This window comes from Dyella sp., from assembly GCF_051954575.1.
In the GTDB taxonomy this organism is placed as follows: Bacteria; Pseudomonadota; Gammaproteobacteria; order Xanthomonadales; family Rhodanobacteraceae; genus Dyella_B.
In genome coordinates this window covers 60436-84484 of the sequence record NZ_JBQCHP010000013.1, presented here as the reverse complement: position 1 = coordinate 84484, position 24049 = coordinate 60436, and the positions used below count along the sequence as shown (strand labels likewise).

Genomic DNA, 24049 nt, shown 5'->3' with positions numbered 1-24049 from the left:
CCTTGTTCATTCAACAAAGAAGTACGCGCGATCAGCCTTTTGCATTACACGCGGGATGGTCCCTTCCCTTCTATCAATGGACGGTCACAACGATCGGCGCGCCTGGAGTAATGATCATCGTGTGCTCATACTGCGCAGACAGATTTCCCTTCACACCTTCGAGCGTCCAGCCGTCCACGGCTTCGTCGACGATACGGCTCTTGGTCGACAGGAACGGCTCGATGGTGATGACCATGCCTTCGTGCAGGATGCGCGGGTCCGATGGATCGAAGTAGCCGGGTATGTGCTCAGGTTCCTCGTGCAGCGAGCGTCCCACGCCGTGGCTCCCCAGGTTCTCGATGACCCTGAATCCATAGGTTTTCGCGGTTCGTTCGATGGCGGCGCCGATGGCGCTGATCCGCTGGCCGGCCCTGGCCACTTTCATCGCTTCGTTCAACGCCGTTCTGGCGGCATGGCACAGGCGGGTCTTCTGTGGCGTGCTAGGTGGCACCACGATCGTCCCGCCGTTATCGGCGAAATAGCCGTCCAGTTCGGCGGAAACGTCCACGTTCAGGACGTCGCCCGCGCGAATGACGCGGTCGCCGGGAATACCGTGCGCGGCTTGCTCGTTGATGCTGATGCAGGTAGCCCCTGGAAAATTGTAGGCCAGCCGTGGCGCGGACTGCGCACCGTAGTTCGCGAGTAGTCGTTCGCCAATCTGGTCCAGTTCGCGGGTCGTCATGCCTGGCCGCGCCGCATCGAGCATGGTCTGCAGCGTCAGCGATACGATCTTGCCGATCCGCTTCAGGGCTTCAACATCTTCTTGTGTTTCGATGGTCATACAGGTTTTCTCGCGGAGTGCCGTGCGCAGTGTGCACCAGTCGAGGTGATGGTCAAGCCCATCGCCGTGAGGCGGTCACGACGCATGTCGTGAGGCGGAAAAAGGTGTATCAATCCTGTTACACGCAAGCTCGCTTTCCTGCTACCCGCCCTAATCGCCAAATCAAGCGGTTAAGATAAAAAAACAGGCAGCGGCAAACATCGCAGTTGCAGACGGTCCGCCGCTGGTGTCAACTGCGCGGATTGGCTGGCCGATCACTGCCTGACAGGAAGTACCAACGATCAAGGGGACACGTATGCGGAAGCTGGAAAACACCAGGCTCGCCATCATAGGACTTGGCTATGTCGGCCTGCCGCTGGCCGTGGAGTTTGGCAAGCATTACGACACGATCGGTTTCGACATCAAGAAAGCACGCATCGACGAATTGCGCGCCGGCCACGACAATACGCTGGAGGTAAGCCCTGCCGAACTGGCCGAGTCCACGCATTTGCGTTTCAGCGCGGAGCTGGCTGACCTGACCGATCGCAACACATACATCGTGACCGTGCCGACGCCGATCGACAGCGCCAAGCGCCCGGACCTGACGCCCTTGATCAAGGCGAGCGAAGCCCTGGGCAAGGTATTGGCGAAAGGCGATGTGGTGGTTTACGAATCGACCGTGTATCCGGGCTGCACCGAGGAGATCTGCGTGCCGATCCTGGAACGCGAATCGGGCCTGGTCTACAACCGGGATTTCTTCGCCGGCTACAGTCCCGAACGCATCAATCCCGGCGACAAGCAGCATCGCGTCACCAGCATTCTCAAGGTCACCTCCGGCTCGACGCCGGAAACCGCGGATTTTGTCGACAGCTTGTACGGCTCGGTGATCACCGCCGGTACGCACAAAGTCAGTTCATTGAAAGTGGCCGAGGCGGCCAAGGTGATCGAGAACACGCAGCGCGATCTCAATATCGCGCTGGTCAATGACCTGGCGATCCTGTTCAACAAGCTGGGCATCGACACGCTCGAAGTGCTGCAGGCGGCCGGCACGAAATGGAATTTCCTGCCGTTTCGCCCGGGCCTGGTCGGTGGCCATTGCATCAGCGTCGATCCGTATTACCTCACGCACAAGGCGCAGGAAGTCGGGCACCACCCGGACGTGATCCTGGCCGGTCGACGCACCAACGACAGCATGGGCCCCTACGTGGCCAGCGAAGTGATCCGCTTGATGGTGCGCAAAGGCATCAACCCGGTGAACGCGCGCATCCTCGTGCTGGGCCTGGCGTTCAAGGAAAACTGCCCGGACCTGCGTAACACGCGCGTGGTGGATATTCTCAAGGCGCTTGGCAGTTACAACGCGCAGGTGGATATTCACGATCCGTGGGTGAGTGCTGGAGAAGCGGAGCACGAATACGCGATTACGCCGGTGAGTCAGCCGAAGCCTGGCGAATATGACGCTGTGGTCATTGCGGTGGGACATCGGGAATTCGTTGCGATGGGGGCGGATGGCATCCGTGCGTTCGGCAAGCCGACGTCGGTGGTTTATGACGTGAAGTATGTGCTGCCGCGCGAGGCGGTGGATGGAAGGCTTTAGTAGCTCCCTTGATAGCGAAGGCACTAACTTGAGCGAGGACACGTCCCCTCCCCTGCTTGCAGGGGAGGGTTAAGGCACCACTGATCAAGTATCGCTGTCGTCACCAGGCCTGTCTGTTCGCAGGCCACAGGGCCGTCGGCGAAGGCAGACTGGCCGTCTGTCGAGACGGGTACCTGCGGCATGTGGACAGACAGGGCTGGCCCCACAGGTTGAATTTGAATGAGGGGGTGATGTCTGGAAGGCCCGCATGCTGCGCCGCGCGGCTTGGCAAGACGGCCAGTCTTCCCGGCGCCGCGCAGCGCACCCTGCGAGCCTTCCAGACATCATGACGACGGCGATACTTGATCAGTGTTGCCTTAAGGTGGGGTGCGAGCGTAGCGAGCGGCGGACGCGGCTGCATGCTAAAGCCCAGGCAACCCCACCCCAGCCCTCCCCCCGGATCAAGTCCGGGGCAGGCTCTACCACGCAGTGGAGGGAGTGAATCATGGCAAGCATCCAACTTATCGGCCTAAAGGAATTCACGCCATGAAAGTGCTAGTCACCGGCACGGCCGGCTTTATCGGTTCGCATGTCGCACTCAAACTGCTGGAGCGCGACGATGAGGTCATCGGCCTGGACAACCTCAACGATTATTACGACGTAAGGCTGAAAAAGGCGCGCCTGGCGCGATTCACCGATCACCCCCGTTACACGCACGTGCATGCCGATCTTGCCGATCGCGCCGCCATGGAACAGGCCTTTGCAACGCATGCACCGCAGCGCGTAATCCATCTGGCAGCGCAAGCAGGCGTGCGCTACGCTGCGGAAAATCCGCACATCTACGTTTCCAGCAACGTCACGGGTTTTCTGCACATTCTCGAAGGCTGCCGCCGCCACGGTATCGAACATCTGGTCTTCGCATCGACAAGCTCGGTTTATGGCGCAAACACCGCCATGCCCTTTTCAGAACATCAATCCGCCGAGCATCCGCTCACGCTCTACGCCGCCACCAAAAAAGCCAACGAGCAGATGGCGCACAGCTATGCGCATTTGTATGGCATCCCCAGCACCGGCCTGCGCTTTTTCACCGTGTACGGGCCGTGGGGGCGACCCGACATGGCGCTGTTCCTATTCACCAAGGCCATGCTTGCCGGCGAACCGATCCGTGTTTTCAACCATGGCAAGCACAAGCGCAGTTTTACCTATATCGACGATATCGTCGAAGGCGTGGTGCGCACGCTGGACAAGGTTCCCGGCAAGAACACCGACTGGAATGGTGCCATGCCTGATCCGGCCAGCAGTGGCGTGGCGCCATATCGGCTGTACAACATCGGCAACGAGCAGCCGGTGGAATTGCTGCGCTACATCGAGGTGCTCGAACAGTGCCTGGGGCGCAAGGCGAAGATGGACATGCTGCCGCTACAGGCCGGCGACGTGCCCGATACCGAAGCTGATGTAACAGAACTGATACAGTCCGTGGGCTATGCGCCAAGAATTTCCGTCGCCACTGGCATCGCCAACTTTGTAAGCTGGTACAGGGACTACTATCGCGAGTAACTTATGTGCTCGCTGCGACATGCACGCGCCAATATGAGCAATCAGGGGGCGAAGTGATCATCGATTACCAGGACGGTTCGGCCGCATCGGTCATAGACACGGATCTTTGCATCATCGGCGCCGGCGCCGCCGGCATTGCGATCGCACGGCATTTCATCGGCACATCGATCACCGTCTGCCTGATCGAAGGCGGCGGCGCCAGTGGCGAAGAGCGCAGCCAGGCCTTGTACGAAGGCATGTCGATCGGCACCCTGCCCTTCGATGCCGGTACTTCGCGCATGCGCGTATTCGGCGGCAGCTGCAATTTATGGGGGGGCGGTTGCATCCCGTTCGGCAAGCATGACCTGGCCGAACGCGATTGGGTGCCGCACAGCGGCTGGCCGATCAGCTACAAGGAACTTAAGCCCTACTACGAACGGGCCCGTGCGTATTGCCAGCTCGACGCGCACGATTTTGCCGACGGGTCGTTTCTTGCGCCGCTCGCGCACGACCCCATTCCTTTCGATACCGACAAGCTGGTCAACCAGGTGTTTGCGCGCAGCCCGATCCTGTTCGGCAAGGCGTACCGCGAGCAATTGGACAACGCACCGAACATCACCGTGCTGCTGCACGCCAACCTGCTCCAACTGCACGCTTCGGCCAATGGCAGCGCGGTTCAACATGCAAGCATCGGCACCATCGACGGGCGCAAGGGCAAGGTGCGGGCGCAACACTACGTGCTGGCCTGCGGCGGTATCGAAAACGCACGAATGCTATTGCTTTCCAACTCGGTCATGCCGCATGGCCTGGGCAATGATCACGATCTGGTCGGTCGCTATTTCATGGACCACCCCTGCGGCAGCATAGGCGCGGTCATTACCGATGCGCCGGAGCGGCTTACGCGTCCTTACGATCGCAACCTCGGCAAGGGCGTGGCGCCGGCGTTTCCGGAAATCGGTTTGTCGCCGGCATTCCAGGCGGCGCAGCGCATCTTGAATGGGCGCGTCCATCCGTTTGCAGTGGAAGGAGCGGTGCCGCAAGGCCTGCGCTCCCTGCGTGATTTCCGCGCCGCCTTCCGGCCGAACGTGCAGGACGAAAACGCGCTGCTGGAAGCACGCCTTTGCGCGGCGCTACGAAATGCGCCTTCCAACGATGACGACGTGCGCGAACGCAGTACCAACCTGGCGCTGTTGGCGCTGCGCGTGGGCCTGGGTTCGGCGGATATCGTCAAGGCGCTGCTGCAGAAACTCAAGAAAAAACCCACCGTGCGCAGCAACCGGATCGAGCTGATCGGTTATTTCGAACAGGCGCCCAATCCCGATAGTCGCATCACGCTGGCCCAGGAACGCGACCCGCTGGGCTTGCCGAAAGTGTGCGTCGACTGGCGCCTCACGCCGCTCGACCGGCGCACCTACCGCACCGCGGCGGCGCTGTTCGGCGCCGAGCTTGCCCGTGCATGCGGCGGCACGTATCAGCCTGCTGCGTGGTTGAACGAGGACGACCACGCCGTCGCCCAGGTGCATACCACTGCGCATCATCTTGGCACCACGCGCATGGCGGATGATGCGCGGCAAGGCGTGATCGATCGGCACTGCCGCGTGCATAGCGTGGATAACCTGCATGTTGCCGGGAGCTCGGTGTTTCCAACTGGGGGCTGGGCGTTTCCCACCTTTACGGTGGTCGCGCTGGCTTTGCGGCTGGCCGATCAGCTTCAGATGCAGCTTCGCGATGCGGCGCCTGCCTTTTCGGAAGCAGTTTAAGGTCACGCATGGTCGAAATGCTTCGCGAGATTGCTTCACCCCACCCTAACCCTCCCCTACTGCACGTAGGGGAGGGAATGCATTCCGGCAACCTGACGTTCGATGCAAATTGGAGAAGCTTGAAATCGTCCGTTCGCATGAACATTCTTCAAGTGATCTCGCACATGTGCTTCATGCCTGTAACACCCCTCATGTAACACCTTGTATACAAGCGTGCTTTGCCCGGAAAAAGCACTGCAAAACGCCATCGACACCGACAAAAAAAACGGGTAGCTTCGGCGGTCTCGAAGGGACATAGCCTTAAGGGGAAGCCAGATGCTTCGCTTTCTGCGACGCCAAACGGTGCGCTGGTTATTGCTGTTCGGCGTGATCGAACTACTGCTGCTTGCGTCTTCGCTTCATCTGGCAATGCGCCTTCGCTATTTGCGCAACGCCGATGAGCTGATGGATGTCTCGCATCATTTGCTTCTGCGGTCCTTCATTTTTGCGTCGGTGATCATGCTGGGCATCGCCGCGTTCGGCGGCTATCGGCAGCACCTGCGCACCACCTGGCAAGGCGCGGTGGCGCGCCAGGCGGTCGCCTTTGTTATCGGTGGTTTATTGCTGGTGGTCGGCTATTACGCCGTACCGCAGGCGTATGTCGGTCGCGGCGTGCTGGGCATTGCGCTGGCGATCGGTTTTCTGGCGGTGATGGTGTTCCGGCTGCTTTTCATGCGCGTGGTGGAGATCGAATCGCTCAAGCCGCGCGTGTTGATTCTCGGCACCGGCCAGCGCGCTGCGCAAATCCACAACCGCATGCGTCGACGTACGGATCGCCGCGGTTTCACGCTCGTCGGTTACGTGCCCTGCGCCAACGAAGAAATCGCCATTCCCGATGAAAAATTATTGCCGATGAACGTTTCGCTGCCCGTGCTGGCCCGCCGCGAACGCATCGACGAGATCGTAGTAGCCGTGGACGATCGCCGCGGCAGGCTGCCGATGGACGGCCTGCTGGAATGCCGGCAGGCCGGCGTGACGATCACCGACCTCACCACCTTCTTCGAGCGCGAATCCGGTCGCGTGCAGTTGCTGTGGCTGGAGCCGTCATGGCTGGTCTTTTCCCGCGGCTTTCATCTCACGCCGGTACATCGGCTGGCCAAGCGTTGTTTCGACGTGGGGGCCGCCTTGCTGTTGCTGCTGTTGTGCTGGCCGTTGATGCTGATGGTGGCGCTGGCCATCCGGCTGGAATCGGGCCCCGGCCAGCCGATTCTGTACCGGCAGGAACGCGTGGGTGAAAACGGCAAGACGTTCTGGTTGCTGAAGTTTCGCAGCATGCGCACCGATGCCGAACGCGATGGCGTGGCGCGCTGGGCCAGCAAGCACGACGATCGCGTGACACGCGTGGGTCGTATTTGCCGCAAGCTGCGTTTCGACGAATTGCCGCAGCTATGGAACGTGCTCAAGAGCGACATGAGCATTGTCGGGCCACGGCCGGAGCGGCCACAGTTCGTGGCCGACCTCGCCACCAAGATTCCTTATTACAGCCTGCGCCACTGCCTGAAGCCCGGCCTGGCCGGCTGGGCGCAATTGAGTTATCCGTACGGCGCATCCGAAGAGGATGCCGCCGAAAAACTCAAATACGACCTTTTTTACGTAAAAAACCACAACCTGCTGTTCGACATGTTGATCCTGATCGAAACGGCGGAAGTGGTGTTGTTCAATCGCGGCGCGCGTTAGCTTTCGTGCAGCTCTCGATGCTGGGATTGCATCCCAGCCTACGCGTCATCGGTGCGTGGGCGGTACGGTTCGCGCGGTTTTCAGCGAATGCAGCGGCGAGCTATACCAATCGACCACCGAGCCGTGATCGAACCGCACCCAGGATGGCCCGTATTCCCACAACTCGTCGCGAATCGCGACAGGATTGCCTTCGATGGCGCGCACGTTTTCCGGCGACATGCCCAAGGTCAAATTCGGCGTTGCTGACGCTTCGGCCGGGCTGGCTTCGTTTTCGCGGGCGGCTTCACCGGATGCATCCGGTTGCGGCGCCACTGCGGATGCGCCCCAGAACAGAATGCCGATGGAAATCAATGCAATCGGGATCAGCCATTTCACGTGCTCACGGCGTGGCGCGCGTGGCGTGACCGGCCGCGGCGACGGCCGTGGCGGTGGAACGGCCCGTTGCGGCACGACGGGTGGGAGCGGCGACGCCCCGGGTAGACGTCCATGAAGCCGCTGGAATTCCATCGCCGCCTCGTATTGCACATTGAGCTGCTGCAGGCGCTGCGCGCTGCGCGAGTTCCTGTAGCTCTCCCGTCCCGTCGGTATGCGATCCGGGTGCAGGCTGGATACGCAACGGCGGTACGCCCGCTTGAATTCGTCCAGGCTGCAATCGGGGCTCACCCTGAGCTGCCGATACAAATCGAGAAAATCGATCTCGTTGGCCATGCCATTCCCCTGTTGCATGGTGGCGGTCCTGCGCACATGGCCGCCCCGGCGGCCGTGATGGAGTGCGGCTAGCCTCGCGCACAGCGGCCAATGGCGCAAGCACATTTTCATCTTGACTTGATGTGATCTAGTTCTCAAAATCGACGCGTGCCCTAGGGAGGGGAACCCGTGCAAGGCTGTCGCGACTACGTTGCCGCCTGTTGCCGCTATACCGCGGCCGGCACGCTTTTGATATCTGTTGCAGGTTGCATGCCAGCCCAGGGAACGCCGGACGCTCCAACCGTCTCGCTGGGCGCCCATACCTTGCAGACCCAGTCCGAGGGGCTCGGCACCAATCCGGTCGTCACCGATCCGATCACAACACAGCCACGTGGCAGTTCGTTGATCGTCTTCAACGGCGGCTATTCGAGCAATGCGCTCGATCCGATCGACAGCTACGGCAACCGCTGGAAACAGCTCGGCAACGACGTACCCTTCGGCAACGGCTACGGCGATCGTTTCAACGTCAAAGCCTATGTAGTGCTTGCCGCCAAAGGCGGTGCCGGCCACACCGTCACCTTCCTCAAGAACGGCAATGCGCAAGGCGAAATCTCCGTGCCGTTCGTCGAAATCAAAAATGCGGGCGTCCTCAAGGACGTCAGCCAGACTTACGCGCCCACTGGCACGGTGATGACCAGCGGCAGCGTGACCACCACCGGCCCGGCCACGCTGATCGCCGTGTGGTGGGGCGATGGTGGCATCAAGCGCATGTCCGCGGCGCCCAACAACGGGTTTGCGGTCATCGACAGTTTCCTGAAGCTCCCCGACAACAGCGGCGTGCAATGCGCGGTGGCTTACAAGCAGGTCGCCACCGCAGGCAAATACAACGTCAGCTGGACCGGCGCCCCTGCCCAAGGCGCCATTTTGTGGTTGCTCGCGTTTCAGTCCAAGTAGAAGGCAGGACGATGCACCTTGCATGGGGTGGCGCATCGGCAAGTTGATGTACGTGCGGCAAAACAGGGGTGGCCGTGGGGACTGGCGTATCAACGTCAGTAATTGCAGCAACCGTAAAGACGCCGCGGCGAACGGCGTACGTGATGTGTCGGCGCAAAGAATATTTACGCCCTGCACCACTTTTTTGCATGACGGGAGGGGCTTCAATCATGAACACGCGCGCGACGACACCGATCGACATCGATTGGGATGGCTTCGATCCATGGCGCATCCAGGCCGTGCGTCACCAACTGTCCGATCATCCCCTGCTGCAACCCGATCAATTGGTGGCGCTGGGCAAGCGTTTCCAGGGCAGCACGCGGCTGTTTACGTTCAACAACCAGGCCGGCGCCGACGCCAACTTCGATGATGTAGGCCGTCTGTATCCCAATCACAAATCCGCCGCCGATACCTTACAGGGCATCAACGACGCCAAGGCATGGATGCTGTTGCGCCACGTGCAGGAAGACCCGACCTACCGCAGCCTGGTGGACCTGGCGATGGATCCGATCCAACCGTTGATCGAACGCAGGGACCCGGGCATGCATTACCGCGCCGGCTGGATTTTCGTAGCCTCGCCGCATACCACCACGCCATTTCATATCGATCGCAATCACGGCATTTTGCTGCAGATTCGCGGCACCAAGAAAGTCTACGTGTGGAATGCCGACGACACCCAGGTATGCAGCGAACACGCGCGCGACGTATTCCACGCGCGGCACGATCTCAGCCTGGTGAAGTGGAGCGAAGCATTTCGCGAGCGCGCCCACGTCTACACCGTCGGCCCCGGCATGGGCGTGTACATGCCCATCACCAGTCCGCACATGGTGGAAACCGGCGATGAGCCATCCATCACCATCAGCTTCACCTACAGCACGGCGGCGACGCGACGTAACGCGATGCGGCATGTGCTCAACGATCTCTTGTATCGCAAAGGCATCAAGCCGGTGCCGGTGGGCAAGCGCCATCTGGTCGACACCCTTACCTATGCCGCTGCGTCCATGATGGTCGCCACGCACGGCGTCGGCAGTCATCCACCGGCCTGTCCATCGCTGGCGCATCCGAGCGCCTATGCCATGGCCGATTGAAGCGCCATCCCTTTACGCAATCCAAGCCCAGCACGGAGGTCAAGAAAACCTCATGAATACATGCATGGCCAGGCCCCAGGATGATACGGCTGAAGACGGCATGCTGCTGGACGTGCTGCCGTCGCAGACCGATGCGTGCGCAAGCGACCGGATGCGCCGCGAGCATGCGCTGGATGCGGCTTTCGCAAGCGCGCTCGATGCGGCAGCACACCGGTACGGCGTCGACGCGGCGATGTTTCTTTGTGCCGCGTTGACGCTGGTTGAATCACGTTTCACCGGCATGCAGGCCGTTACAGCCAGTTATGTCGATCAAAAAGGATCGAGGCAGCGATCGATGGATGTGCCACGCGCCGGTGGACGCGACGCGTGGTTGCTGGCGCTCTTTGCGTCGCTCGGCGAAGCGGCGCCGATCGGTTGTCGTGCTGCGTGGGCCGTTGGTGGGGATCTCGATTCGCCCGATGCCATCGACAGTCACTGGTGCCTGCAGACTTCCGCGGCGCGGATCGAGGTAGCGTTCCGCGCTCCGCTCGGTGCCGCCGCGATCGATCTGCTGTTTGCCGGCGCCATGCGCGCCCTTGCCTGGCTGTGTGCGCCGACGGATGCTGATTTGTCGTCGTTCGTCGTGTGCGATCCGGACGAACGCCATCGCCTGCTGGTCGAATGGAACGCCACGTCCGTCGCACGCCGCGCGAGCGATACCGTCCACGGTTTGTTTGCGGAACAGGCTCGCCAGTACGCCGCTTCGCCAGCCATCGAATCATCGAATCGCACGCTTTCCTACGCCGAACTCCACATGCGCTCCGATCGTGTTGCGGCGGGCCTTATGGCTGCGGGTGTCGAAGTGGGTGCGCCCATCGCGCTACTGCTGGAGCGCTCACCGGAAGCACTGGTCGCCATACTGGGCATACTCAAGGCGGGCGCGGCGTATCTGCCGCTGGACCGGAGTTATCCGGCGGAACGTCTTGCCTTCGTGATCAACGACGCGCGCGCTGCGCTGATCATTGCCAGCGCCGATGCTCCAAGCTTGCCGGGGATCAAGCTGCCGGTGATGCAGCTGAAGCAACTGGAGGGCAATACGTCGACGTACCGGCCACCTGTCGTCGACGGCGGCGCGCTTGCCTATGTGATGTATACGTCTGGTTCCACCGGTACGCCCAAAGGCGTCGAGATCACCCATCGCTCGATCATTCGCCTGGTGCGTGACGTCAGCTACGTCGATCTCGGCAACCAGCCCCGCCTGCTGCACGCCGCACCGCTCGGTTTCGACGCATCCACGCTGGAAATCTGGGGCGCGCTGCTCAATGGCGGCACCTGCATCGTGCATGGCGAGCGCATCCCCACCGCCTGCGGGCTGGAGGAGACGATCGAACGCCATGGCGCGCGTATCGCTTGGCTCACCGCGGCGCTGTTCAATGCGATCGTGGATGAAGACGCGCAGAAGCTGCGCGGGCTGCAACAACTGCTGATCGGCGGCGAAGCGCTATCGGTGGCGCACGTGCGCAAGGCCTATGCCGCGCTACCCGGCATCACCATCATCAACGGCTACGGCCCGACCGAATGCACGACCTTCGCTGCGACCTATCGCATTCCGCGCAATCTCGATGCACAGGCCCGCTCGATTCCGATCGGTCAACCAATCGCCGACACCACGCTGTATGTATTGAACAGCCGCGGCGAACCGGTGCCGACCGGCGTGATCGGCGAGCTCTATATCGGCGGCGCCGGCCTGGCACGTGGCTACCTGGCACGCGCGGAGCTGACCGCCGAGCGCTTCGTTTCCAACCCCTTTGGCGCGGAGGGCGAACGTCTCTATCGCACCGGCGACCGGGTGCGCTGGCTGCCGGAAGGCGTGATCGAATTCGTCGGCCGCGTCGATGGCCAGGTCAAGATTCGCGGCTATCGCATTGAAATCGGTGAAATCGAAGCAGCCCTGCAACGCCAGCCCGGCGTGCGCGCCTGCGCCGTGCTGGTGCGCGAAGATCGTCCTGGCCAGAAACGCCTGGTAGCGTATTACGTGGCCGAGGATGCCCCCATCAACGCCCGCAGCCTGCACGATTCACTGGCGCATGCGCTGCCGGAATTCATGGTGCCCAGCATCTATATCGCGATGGATGCACTGCCGGTCACGACGAATGGAAAACTCGATCGCCGCGCCCTGCCCGCGCCGGACAGCCACCGCCCTGAACTGGCTGGCATCTACGTGCCGCCGATCGGCAGAACCGAACAACGCTTGTGCGAACTGTTCGCCGACATGCTTGGCCTGGATCAGATCGGCCGCAACGATCATTTCTTCGAGCTGGGCGGCAACTCGCTGCTGGCAGTGCGTACGGTGACGCGCATCCATGGCGAACTGGCGACGAGCGCACCCACTATCGCGAGCTTCTTTGATGCGCCCACGCCCGCCGCCATCGCCGCGATGATCGACAACGGGGAGGCACGCGCAGCACTGGCCTCACGCCTTCCACAGCATCGTGCTTCCGGCACCGCCGAACCCGTCGCTATCATCGCGATGGCTGGCCGTTTCCCGGGTGCGAACGATGTCGAGACGTTCTGGGACAATCTCTGCGCCGGCCGCGAATCGATCACCTTTTTTGGTGCGGACGAACTCGACGCCAGCATTCCGGCCGAACAACGCAATGATCCGGCCTACGTTGCCGCACGCGGCATCATCGACGGCGTGGAGAACTTCGACGCGGCGTTCTTCGGCATGTCCCCACGCGAAGCGGAGCTGACCGATCCGCAGCAGCGCATCTTCCTGGAACTGTGCTGGGAATGCCTGGAGCGCGGCGGCTACGTGCCCGATGAACACGACGTACCGGTGGGCGTGTTCGGCGGCATGCATAACGCCACCTATTTCCAGCGCCATGTCAGCACGCGGCCGGATCTCATCGACAAGCTCGGTGCGTTCCAGGTGATGCTGGCCAACGAGAAGGATTATCTCGCCACCCGCGTCGCGCACAAACTCAACCTTACCGGCCCCGCGATCAGCATGAACACCGCATGCTCGACCTCGCTGGTTGCGCTGTGCCAGGCGTTCGATGCCTTGCGCGCCGGTCATTGCGATATGGCGCTGGCCGGCGGCTCGTCCATCGCCTGCCCGCCGCGCAGTGGTTATGTGTCGCAGGAAGGCTCGATGCTGTCGCCCGATGGGCATACGCGCAGTTTCGATGCCGATGCGCGCGGCACGGTATTCAGCGATGGCGCCGCCGTGGTGTTGATGAAACGGCTGTCCGACGCGCTTCGCGACGGCGACCCGATCTACGCGGTGATCCGCGGTGTCGCGGTCAATAACGATGGTGGCATCAAGGCCAGCTTCACCGCGCCCAGCAGCGCAGGACAAGCCGCGGTGATCACCATGGCGCTGGCCAACGCCGGCGTGGAAGCCAGCTCGATTTCCTATGTGGAAACGCATGGCACCGCCACGCCGCTGGGCGATCCGATCGAGATCGAGGGGCTGTCCCAGGCGTTTCGCCAAAGCACAAACGAACGCGGCATCTGCGCGATCGGCTCGCTCAAGAGCAATGTCGGGCATATGGTGATGGCGGCCGGCGCGGCCGGGGTGATCAAGACGGCGCTGGCGCTGGCCGAACGCCGCCTGCCGCCGTCGATCAACTTCCACGCCAACAATCCCAAGCTCGATCTCGGCCAATCACTGTTCTTCGTCAATGACAGCTTGCGTGCCTGGACCTTCGACGGCGGTCCGCTGCGTGCAGGGGTCAGTTCTTTTGGCGTCGGCGGCACCAATGCGCACGTCGTGCTGGAAGAGGCGCCGCAACGCGAGCCTTCCGATGCCGCCGATGGCCCACAATTACTGCTACTTTCCGCGCGCAGCGAGGCGGCGCTTCACCGTGCGGTGAAACAACTGGGCGCACATCTTGCAACGCAACCGGACGCCCAGCTTGCCGACATCGCCTGGACCCTGTGCAAGGGACGAAAGGTCTTTGCGCATCGCACCCACGTCGTTGCCGACAGCATCGACGATGCCGCCAAGCGACTGCAGGAACTGGCAACCTCATCGTGCGCCAAAACCGCACTCAATCCCGCCCCGGGCATCGTCTTCATGTTTCCCGGCCAAGGCTCGCAATACGCCGGCATGGGACGCGAACTCTATGCAAAGGAACCTGCTTTCGCCGCAGCGCTCGACGAATGCGCAACAGTGCTTCGCGACGAACTCGGCTTCGATCTGCGCGAACGATTGTTTGCGGATGATGCCGAGGCCTTGCGTGAAACGGGACTGACCCAGCCGGCAATCTTCGCAATGGAATACGCGCTGGCGCGCTTATGGATGAGCTACGGCGTGACGCCCGTGGCGATGCTCGGCCATAGCGTGGGCGAGTTCGTTGCAGCGGTGATCGCCGGCGTGATGAGCCTTGCCGACGGCGCACGCCTGGTCGCGCGGCGCGGCCGTTTGATGCAGGCGCTGCCGGCCGGCTCGATGCTGTCCGTGCGCCTGGATGCCGCGCAACTGGCCACACGCCTGCCGGCCACTGTGTCGATCGCGGCCGAGAACGCACCCAATGCGTGCGTGGTATCGGGCGAAACGACGCTGATCCAGGCGTTCCAGGCAGAACTCGAACAGGCCGGTGCCGCCTGCCGGTTGCTGCATACCTCGCACGCATTCCACTCGTCGATGATGGATCCTGCGCTAGCGCCCTTCCGGCAGGAAGTCGAACGCATCGCACTCTCCGCACCACGCATACCGATTGCCTCGACCCTGACCGGTGGCATGCTCAGCGACGCCGAAGCGACCTCGACGGACTACTGGACACGTCACCTGCGCGGCACCGTGCGTTTTTCGACGGCGCTGCAAACCTTGCTGGCCGAGCCGCAGCACGCGCTGCTCGAAGTGGGCCCGCGCACCACGCTCAGCCTGCTGGCGCGCCAACATGCGCAAAGCCGCGGCAAGCTGGTGCTGGCCACGCTCGCCGACAGTCCATCGAACGAACGCGCCGCCTGGCTCGATGCGGTCGGGCAGTTGTGGTCGTACGGCGTGCACGTTGCGGTAGATCGGCAGGATCGCCGGCAACGCAAGCATCGCGTGCGCCTGCCGACCTATCCGTTCGAGCGCAAGCGCCATTGGATCGATGCGCCGGCGGCGACCGCGGCCATGCCGACGGCGACGATATCGAACGTGGTTCCGCTTCCCGTGCGCGCTGATGCCAACGCAGCGACCAGCACATCCCTCAACGTCAGTCCGGAGGCCACCATGGCCCCTGCCCCGTCTGCCACTTCCGCCCGCGTCACGCGCCTGCTCGCGCAACTGCGCTCGTTGTTCGAAGACGTTGCCGGCACCGAATTCGACGATGTCGATCCGGCCACGCATTTCGTCGAACTCGGGCTCGACTCCCTGTCGCTGACCCAGGTGGCGTTGCAGTTGCAGAAGACCTTTGCGCTGAAGATCACCTTCCGCGAATTGATGGAATCACACTCCTCGTTCGCCAGCCTTGCCCAGCATATCGATCGGCTGCTCCCGCCCGAAGCCGCAGTAGCCACCACAGCGATCGAGGCCACCGTCGCCGTCACGCCGGTCGCGACACCCAATCAGGTATCCGTCATGCCCCTGCCAGCCAATGGTGGACTGATCCAGGACGTGATCCAGCAGCAGATGCTGATCATGCAGCAGCAACTGGCGTTGCTCGCGCAGGCGGGCAGTCCGCCTGCGGCTATGCCGGCGATGGCGGTTGCGCCGCCGGCGCCCGTTGCGACGCAGCCGGTCGCGCCTGCGACAGAGGCGCCCACGCAGGACGAAGAAGCCGCACTCGCGCACACCACCTACGACGTCAAGAAAGCTTTCGGCGCCATCGCGCGCATCCATTCCGGCGCCACCGAACTTACCGGCCGCCAGCGCGTGCGCCTGGAGGCATTCATGCGCCGCTATATCGAGCGCACGCAGCGCTCGAAGGCATACACCGAGGAACATCGCCCGCATCTGGCCGATCCCCGCGTGGTCAACGGCTTCAGGCCACTGCTGAAGGAAATCATCTACCAGATCGTGATCGAGCGCTCGAAGGGCTCGAAGGTATGGGACCTGGATGGCAACGAATACGTCGATGCGCTGAACGGCTTCGGCATGAACCTGTTCGGCTGGCAGCCGGATTTCGTGCTGGATGCGGTGCGCAAGCAACTCGATCTAGGCTACGAAATCGGCCCACAGCATCCGCTGGCCGGCGTGGTGGCGAAACAGGTTTGCGAGCTTACCGGCTTCGATCGCGCGGCCTTATGCAATACCGGCTCCGAAGCGGTGATGGGAACCGTGCGCGTGGCGCGCACCGTCACCGGGCGCGATACGCTGGTGATCTTTACCGGCTCGTATCACGGCATCTTCGATGAGGTGATCGTGCGCGGCACCAAGAAGCTGCGCTCGGTGCCGGCCGCGCCGGGCATTTTGCGCAATACCTCCGAACACGTGCTGGTGCTCGACTACGGCACGCCCGAATCGCTGGCGATCATCCGCGAGCGCGCCGCATCGATCGCCGCCGTGCTGGTCGAGCCGGTGCAGAGCCGCCGCCCCGACTTCCAGCCGCGCGAATTCCTGCAGGAGCTGCGCGCCATCACCAGCGATGCCGGCGCCTTGCTGATCTTCGACGAAGTGGTCACCGGTTTCCGCTCGCATCCGCGTGGCGCGCAAGAAGTGCTCGGCATCGATGCGGACCTGGCCTCCTACGGCAAGGTGGTCGGCGGCGGCTTTCCGATCGGCGTGATCGCCGGCAAGCGCAAGTACATGGATGCGCTCGACGGCGGCGGCTGGCAGTTCGGCGATGCGTCGATTCCCACAGTGGGTGTCACCTACTTCGCGGGCACCTTCGTGCGTCATCCGCTCGCGCTTGCCGCCGCGCATGCGGTGCTCGATCATCTCAAGACATCGGGCCCAACATTGCAGGAAAAGCTCAACGCCCGCACGACCGCGCTGGCCGATGAATTGAATGCGTTCTGCGCAGAGGTGGGCGCACCGATCAAGGTGACGCACTTCGCCTCGGTGTGGAAGACCAACTTCCTGGAAGACCATCCACTGCAGGACCTGCTATTCGCAATGATGCGCAGCCGCGGCATCCATATCCTGGACAACTTCCCCTGCTTCTTCACCACCGCGCACGGCGAAGCGGATTTCATGGCGATCGCCAAGGCCTTCAAGGACTCCGTGCTCGAACTGCAGGAAGCCGAATTCCTGCCCCGCCGCAAGAAGATCGAAGCCCTTCCGCTGGACGCCAGCCGGCCGCCCGTCGTCGGCGCGCGCCTGGGCAAGGATGAGGAAGGCAAGCCCACCTGGTTCGTGCCCAATCCGGACGTGCCTGGCAAGTTCATGAAACTCAGCGCATGAGGGACCACGCGATGAATAGCAGCGAAGTGAATGTCGTTTCCACCGCGGTCGACTACGACCCGTTTGCCGATGCCGCGCTTGCGCGCGTGGTGCCGGCAACGGCATCGCAGCGGGAAATATGGCTGGCCGCGAAGCTCGAAGAGGATGCCTCGCTCGCCTATAACGAGTCGGTGTCGATCCGGCTGTCCGGCGAGCTCAACGTGGCGGCGCTGGAAGTCGCGCTGCATGGCATGATCGATCGGCACGAGGCATTGCGCGCCACCTTCAGTGCGGATGGCAACGAGCTTTGCATTTCCGCCTATGTGCAACTGGACTGCGCCTGGCACGACCTGTCCGCGCTGGATGAAGCCGCGCGTGCGGAATACGTGAACGCTACGCTCGGGTTGGCCGTCGGAACGCCGTTCGACCTGGAACATGGGCCGCTGGTACGCGCGCAGTTGCTGCGGCTTGGCCCGAACGACCATCTGCTGATCTTTACCGCCCATCACATCGTTTGCGATGGCTGGTCGTTCGGCGTGATCGTGCGTGACCTGGCTGCGCTGTATGCCCAACAGCTGGGCCAGGGCGAAGGGCCGGCAGTAGTAGACGCCTTTACCGATTACGCCATCGCCGAAACGACGCGCGCAGAAACCGCAAACGGCCGCGATGACGAACAGTATTGGTTGAGCCGCTTCAGCGGCGAACCGCCATCGCTGGACCTGCCCACCGACAGCGCGCGCCGCCGTCATCGCAGCTTCGCCTCGCAACGCGAGGATCGCATGCTTGATGCCGCGCTGATCGCGGACATCAAGCGCATGGGCGCCAAGCGTGGCGCGAGCTTCTACGCGACGCTGCTGGCCGCCTTCAGCGCCCTGCTGTATCGCCTCACCGGCCAGGACGATATCGTGATCGGCATTCCCAGTGCCGGACAGGCGGTCGACGGTCAGCACAACCTGGTCGGCCATTGCGTCAACGTCTTGCCCTTGCGCACAGCGATCGACGGCCAGGCCTCGTTCGGCAGCGTGCTCGACCGACTGCGCAGCGACCTGCTCGATGCGTTCGAGCACCGCCAATACACGCTCGGCAGCCTGCTCGCGCGCCTGGCGATGCCGCGCGACCCGGGCCGGCTGCCGCTGGTCAGCGTGCTGTTCAACCTGGATCAGGCGCTGGACGAACGCACCATTACCTTTCCGGGCCTGCGTTTTGAATTTACCGGCAATGCGCGCGCGTTCGAGAATTTCGAGCTGTTCGTCAACGCGGTACAGGTCAGCGACGGCCTGCGGCTGGAATGCCAGTACAACAGCGACCTGTTCCGCGCCGAAACCATCCGTAGTTGGCTCGATGCGTACGAAACGCTGCTACGCAGTGCGGTCGCAAATGCTGAGACGGCCGTGCAGGAACTCGGCCTGCTGTCCGAAGCGGCACTGCGCGATAGCGCGGCCTTGCAGCCCGCCAGCACGCCGTATCCGGAACAGCAGCTCGCCCACGAGTATTTCGAACGGCAGGTTGACCGCGTGCCGCATAACGCCGCGGTACGCCATGGCGCCAGGCACCTGTGCTACGCCCAGTTGGAAGCGCGCGCCAATCAGATCGCGCACGTCTTACGTGATCGCGGCGTGGCTCGTGGCCAACTGGTCGGCATTGCGCTGGCACGCACGGTGGACATGCTGGCGGCCGTACTTGCGGTGCTGAAGAGCGGCGCGGGCTATGTGCCGCTCGATCCGCAGTTCCCGGCTGATCGCCTGGCCTTTATGGCCGAGGATGCCGCGCTGGCGGCGCTGATCGTGGACGATGCGACGCCATCGGCATTCGAACACCTGCCGTCCTTGCGTGTGCTCTCGCTGAAGCGCGATGCCGCGGCGATCGAACTGGCCTTCGCCACGCGCCTGCCGCGTGACGATGCAGCGGCTGCGCCCGATTCGGTGGCCTACGTGATCTTCACCTCCGGCTCGACCGGCCGGCCCAAAGGTGTGCGCGTGCCTCATCGCAGCACCTCGAATTTCCTGACCAGCATGCAGTGCGTGCCGGGTATCGGTGAACAGGACCGGCTGGTTGCGGTGACCACGCTGTCGTTCGATATCGCCTTTATGGAACTGATGCTGCCGTTGAGCGTCGGCGCCGAAGTGGTGATTGCCGATCGTGACGACGTGCGTGATGGCGCGGCCTTGCGCAAGCTGGTCGAGCAAAGCGAGGCGAGCATGATGCAGGCCACCCCTTCGGGCTGGCGCATCCTGATCGAGGCGGGCTGGAACGGACGCGAAGGTTTTCGCGCGGTGTCCGGCGGCGAGCCGCTGGCGGTCGACCTGGCCGAAGCGCTGCTGCAACGCTGCGGCGAAGTGTGGAACGGCTACGGCCCCACCGAGACCACTGTGTATTCCACTTACTGGCGCGTCGTCCAGCCGCGCTCGGGCATTTATATCGGGCGGCCAGTCGCCAATACGCAGGTGCATATCCTGGATGAACGCCGCGCGCCCTGCCCGCTGGGCGTGCCGGGCGAAATTTATATCGGCGGCGCCGGCGTCACGCTGGGCTATTTGAATCGTCCGGAACTCGACGCGGAACGTTTCCTGCCCGACCCGTTCGCGCAACGGAGCGATGCGCGCATGTATCGCACCGGCGATCGCGGGCGCTGGCTGGCGAATGGCCAGCTCGAACACCTGGGAAGGCTGGATTTCCAAGTGAAAGTGCGCGGCTATCGCATCGAACTGGGCGAGATCGAGGCCGTGCTGGCCGACGTGCCCGAAGTGGATCGCGCGGTGGTGGTCGCGCGCGAGGATCGGCCCGGCGATGTGCGGCTGGTGGCCTACGTGGTGATGCGCGAACAGGCCCAATTCGACGAAGCGGCGCTGCGCGATGCGCTCAAGCGCCATCTGCCGGACTACATGCTGCCGCAGCACATCATCCCGCTCGATGCGATTCCATTGCTGCCGAACGGCAAGACCGATCGCAAGGCCTTGCCCGCGCCGCAAATCCATTCGGTCGCATCGGAAACAGCGCGTATTGCGCCGCGCAACGAGGACGAACGCCGGGTGGCGGCGGCGATGGAAAGCGTGCTGTCGCTGCCGGATCTCGACGTGCGCGACGATTTTTTCGCCCTCGGTGGTCACTCCCTGCTGGCGGCGCAGCTTACCGCGCGCCTTAATCGCGAGTTCGGCATTGCCCTGTCGTTCCGCACCTTGTTCGATGCGCCCACCATCGCCGAACTGGCCAAGGCGATCCGTGCTCAGGTGGACAGCGGCGACGCACCAGCCATCCAGCCGATTGCGCGGCGCGCAGATCAGAGTCGCGCACCGTTGTCGCTGATGCAAAGCCGCCTGTGGTCGCTGGAAGAACTGCAACCCGGCCGCGTCACCTACAACGCGCCCTCCGCGCATCGCCTGCGCGGTCACCTGGACGAAACCGCCTTCCAGCTTGCGCTGCAAGCCTTGATGCAGCGCCAGCCGATCCTGCGCACGGCGTTCCGCCGCAATGGTCAGGAGATGGAGCAATTCGTCGCGCCCGACCTGGAAGTGCGCCTGTTTCCGGCCGAGGACCTTGCTGGCCTGCCGGAAAGCGAGCGCGAAGCCGCGCTGATGAAACGTCTGCAGGCGCTGACCGACACGCCGTTCGATCTCACCCAGGCGCCGCTGTTCAGTGCGCGCATGTTCCGCCTGGGCGAGGACGACCACGTGTTTTTCTTCATGCCCCATCACATCATCTGGGATGGCTGGTCGTTCGACATCCTGTATGCCGAGCTGTCGTCGCTGTACCGCGCCTTTGTCGAGAACGCGCCGTCGCCCTTATCGCCGTTGCCGGTCAGCTACGGCGATTTCGCCGCCTGGCACACGCAATGGCTGGAAGGGCCGCAGTTCCAGGCGCAGCTCGCCTTCTGGCGCGAGCGGCTGGCGAAGATGGCGGATATCCGCGCACTGCCGACCGATCAGCCGCGGCGGCCGGGCATGTCCGGCATCGGCCGCACCGAGTGGATACGCGTGCCGAAGGAGGCGACTGACGCGATGCACGACGTCGCGCGGGCTGCGGATGCCACGCTCAACATGACTTTGCTGGCGCTGTATTACGCGCTGCTCTGCGGCATGTCCGGCGAACGCGACCTGGTGGTCGGCACGCCGGTGCGCGCGCGCAACCACACGGAAGTCGAATCGGTGATGGGGTATTTCAACAACCTGCTGCCGCTGCATCTCACCGTGGATACGGCGTTGTCGTTCATCGATTTCGTTCGTTACGTAAAATGCGCGGCGATCGAAAGCTTCGGCCACCCCGACGTACCACTCGAATACCTGCAGCGGGAGTTGCGCGTGGGCGCCGGCAGCGGCGCGGTGCTCTACCAAGCGCTGTTCTCGTTCCAGGATGCACGCCAGCGCATCGTCGATTGGGGTGGCCTCGCGCACGAACATATCCTGTTGTTCCAGAGCGGCGCCACCGAAGACCTCGGCCTGTGGTTCCTGGAAAGCAACACCGGCATGGTCGGCGGCGTCACCTATAACGCCGACATCCTGCAAGCCGACACGGCGCGCCTGTTGCGCGATCGCTACGTGGCGATGATGGCGCGCGTCAGCGCAGACCCGCAGCAAGCCATCCGCACGCTCACCGCTATCGGTGAGGCCGAATTGGCGCAGGAGCAAGCCTGGAATGCAACAACGGCACCGCTGAGCTTGCCGGACAGCGTCCCCGCCATGTTCGAGCAACAGGTCGATCGCACGCCTGAAAAGACCGCGCTGACCTTCGGCAGCTGGGGCATGCACTATGGCGAAATCGAGCAACGCGCCAACCGCATTGCCCATTGCCTGCGTGCGCGAGGTGCGGATGCCGGCGCAATCGTCGGCCTGGGTGCGGAGCCGGGTATCCATCGCCTGGCCGGGATGCTGGGCATTCTCAAGGCCGGCAGCATCTGCGTGTTGCTCGACCCCACCGATCCGGCCGCACGCCTGAAGGACATCATCACGGATGCCGGCATCGACCTTCTGGTCGGCGATAGCGCTCTTGAAACCATGCTGCAGTGGCCACGCGCGCAAGCCCTGTGGCTCGATGCGGACACGGTCGAAATCGTCGGCGCCGCCAGCGAGCGCATTTCCGTAACAAACGAAAATGCTGGTGACTGCGCAGCAATCGTCGTCTACGGACCCGGCCTTGACGGCCGCCCGCGCGGCGCGGCATTTACGCATCGCGCCATCGCCAATGCGCTGCAAGGGCTGATCGAATCGCTCGGCTTGTCGCCGGACGATCGCATCCTGGCAACCGCCGCGCCAGCGACCAGCGACGCCATCGTCGAACACCTGCTGCCGATAGCGCTCGGCGCCGAACTGGTTCTTGCCGGCCAAAGCGAGGCACGCGATGGCGAAGCACTGGCCAGGCTGGCGCGGAACCATCAGGCCAGCGTGATGTTCGCCGCACCCGGCGCCTGGCACGCCATGCTTTGCGCCAACGAAACGGATGCCATGGCGATCAAGGCCGTCTACATCGGCGGCCGGCCGACGCCCGAGCTGGCCGTAAAGATGGCCGAACGCTGCGCCTGCGCCTGGCAGGTATCGGGTTGCGCCGATGGCGCCCTGGTCGCGAGCTGTGGCCGTATCGAACGGCCCGCCGAAAGCCTGCACAGCGGCCGACCACTCGCCAATACCGCGGTGTGGATCCTCGACGACCAGCAACAGCCCTGCCCCATTGGCGCCATCGGCGAGATCCACGTCGGCGGCGCGTCGCTCAGCCACCCGTTCGGTACGCGCGCGATGGCGCATGGCGATCGTCCGGTGCGGAACGCGCTGGTATCGACGGATTTGCGCCTGCAACGCACGCACCGTCGCGGGCGCTGGCTGGTAAGCGGCAATATCCAGGAAATGGGCCGCACCGATCGCCGCGAGCATATCCATGGCCGCGATGTCGACCTGGCAACCGTCGAAGCGGAATTGCTCAGCCAGCCGGGCGTGGCGCATGCCGTGGCGGTAGCGCGGATGAATCAGGCCGGCAGCGCGCATCTGGATGCTTTTGCCGTCGCCGCGCCCGGGCATGCGCTCGACGTCAACCAGCTGATCGCCGCGCTGGCCGAAGCGCTACCCGCGCATGAGGTACCGCAGCATCTGGTGCTGCTCGATGCCTTGCCTCTGCTGGCGAACGGCCAGGTGGACAGCGCCGCACTGCCACTGCCGGCTGAATCGTCGAGCGATGAGGATGTCGACGATATCCTGCAACCGAAAACCGCCAACGAACAGTTGCTGGCATCGCTATGGAAAGAACTGCTGGGCATTGCCCGCGTCCGCACCAGCGACAACTTCTTCGACATCGGCGGCCACTCGTTGATGGCGGTCGACATGGCGGCGCGCGTGCAGCGCACGACCGGCCTGTCGCTGAACCTGTTGGACATCGCCAACGGCACGCTGGGTACGCTGGCTGCGGGCTTGTCCGAAAGCGCAGCCATGCCACCACCGCCCGCCAAATCCGGCTCATTGCTGGGCCGTTTGTTCGGGCGCCGCTGATATGTGCACACCCAATTGCCCTGCAGCGAAGCAGACATCCCGGTCACTGCGAAAAGCAGTTCCCTCCCCTGCTTGCAGGGGAGGGTCAGGGTGGGGTGCGATCGCAGCGAGCCGATCGAGCTGCACGCTAAAG

10 protein-coding genes are annotated in these 24049 nt (G+C 63.3%); 8 read left to right on the top strand and 2 right to left on the bottom strand.

Annotated elements, in window-relative coordinates; all coding sequences use genetic code 11:
- Positions 1–73 precede the first annotated feature (73 nt).
- Positions 74–820 carry a type I methionyl aminopeptidase gene (gene map, locus ACTHNE_RS01725; RefSeq protein ID WP_440268420.1) on the bottom strand — a complete coding sequence of 249 codons (747 nt, stop codon included), beginning with the start codon at positions 818–820 and terminating at the stop codon, positions 74–76.
- Positions 821–1115: 295 nt separating this feature from the next.
- Between map and tviB the strand changes: the two genes are divergently transcribed.
- The 4 genes from tviB (at position 1116) to ACTHNE_RS01705 (ending at position 7384) form a co-directional block, all read left to right on the top strand.
- Positions 1116–2393: a Vi polysaccharide biosynthesis UDP-N-acetylglucosamine C-6 dehydrogenase TviB gene (tviB, locus tag ACTHNE_RS01720; protein ID WP_324944273.1), complete on the top strand. Its 1278-nt coding sequence runs from the start codon at positions 1116–1118 to the stop codon at positions 2391–2393.
- 525 nt (positions 2394–2918) lie between these two features.
- The gene (locus ACTHNE_RS01715) at positions 2919–3929 is read left to right on the top strand and encodes an NAD-dependent epimerase (protein WP_440268419.1); all 1011 of its coding nucleotides are present in this window, start codon (positions 2919–2921) and stop codon (positions 3927–3929) included.
- 53 nt (positions 3930–3982) lie between these two features.
- The gene (locus tag ACTHNE_RS01710) at positions 3983–5668 is read left to right on the top strand and encodes a GMC family oxidoreductase (RefSeq protein ID WP_440268418.1); all 1686 of its coding nucleotides are present in this window, start codon (positions 3983–3985) and stop codon (positions 5666–5668) included.
- Between the two features lie 315 nt (positions 5669–5983).
- Positions 5984–7384, top strand: coding sequence for a TIGR03013 family XrtA/PEP-CTERM system glycosyltransferase (locus ACTHNE_RS01705; RefSeq protein ID WP_440268417.1), 1401 nt, complete (start codon positions 5984–5986; stop codon positions 7382–7384).
- Between the two features lie 45 nt (positions 7385–7429).
- On the opposite strand, the gene ACTHNE_RS01700 is transcribed toward ACTHNE_RS01705, so the two are convergent.
- Complete coding sequence (locus tag ACTHNE_RS01700; protein ID WP_440268416.1) at positions 7430–8092, bottom strand: J domain-containing protein; 663 nt, start codon at positions 8090–8092, stop codon at positions 7430–7432.
- Positions 8093–8260: 168 nt separating this feature from the next.
- On the opposite strand from ACTHNE_RS01700, the gene ACTHNE_RS01695 reads away from it, so the two are divergent.
- The 4 genes from ACTHNE_RS01695 to ACTHNE_RS01680 all read left to right on the top strand — a co-directional run bounded on the left by ACTHNE_RS01695 (position 8261) and on the right by ACTHNE_RS01680 (position 23916).
- Positions 8261–9025: a hypothetical protein gene (locus ACTHNE_RS01695; protein ID WP_440268415.1), complete on the top strand. Its 765-nt coding sequence runs from the start codon at positions 8261–8263 to the stop codon at positions 9023–9025.
- 209 nt (positions 9026–9234) lie between these two features.
- Positions 9235–10152, top strand: coding sequence for a cupin-like domain-containing protein (locus ACTHNE_RS01690; protein ID WP_440268414.1), 918 nt, complete (start codon positions 9235–9237; stop codon positions 10150–10152).
- Positions 10153–10216: 64 nt separating this feature from the next.
- Entirely contained in the window at positions 10217–17470 is a 7254-nt protein-coding gene (locus ACTHNE_RS01685; protein ID WP_440268413.1) for a hybrid non-ribosomal peptide synthetase/type I polyketide synthase, read from the top strand.
- A gap of 11 nt (positions 17471–17481) precedes the next feature.
- Positions 17482–23916, top strand: a complete 6435-nt coding sequence (locus tag ACTHNE_RS01680) for an amino acid adenylation domain-containing protein (RefSeq protein WP_440268412.1) — start codon at positions 17482–17484, stop codon at positions 23914–23916.
- Positions 23917–24049: the final 133 nt, after the last annotated feature.

Coding starts and splice junctions, on each gene's coding strand:
- map (WP_440268420.1), bottom strand. CDS start 820: ATGACCATCGAAACACAAGAAGATGTTGAAGCCCTGAAGCGGATCGGC.
- tviB (WP_324944273.1), top strand. CDS start 1,116: ATGCGGAAGCTGGAAAACACCAGGCTCGCCATCATAGGACTTGGCTAT.
- ACTHNE_RS01715 (WP_440268419.1), top strand. CDS start 2,919: ATGAAAGTGCTAGTCACCGGCACGGCCGGCTTTATCGGTTCGCATGTC.
- ACTHNE_RS01705 (WP_440268417.1), top strand. CDS start 5,984: ATGCTTCGCTTTCTGCGACGCCAAACGGTGCGCTGGTTATTGCTGTTC.
- ACTHNE_RS01700 (WP_440268416.1), bottom strand. CDS start 8,092: ATGGCCAACGAGATCGATTTTCTCGATTTGTATCGGCAGCTCAGGGTG.
- ACTHNE_RS01690 (WP_440268414.1), top strand. CDS start 9,235: ATGAACACGCGCGCGACGACACCGATCGACATCGATTGGGATGGCTTC.
- ACTHNE_RS01685 (WP_440268413.1), top strand. CDS start 10,217: ATGGCCAGGCCCCAGGATGATACGGCTGAAGACGGCATGCTGCTGGAC.
- ACTHNE_RS01680 (WP_440268412.1), top strand. CDS start 17,482: ATGAATAGCAGCGAAGTGAATGTCGTTTCCACCGCGGTCGACTACGAC.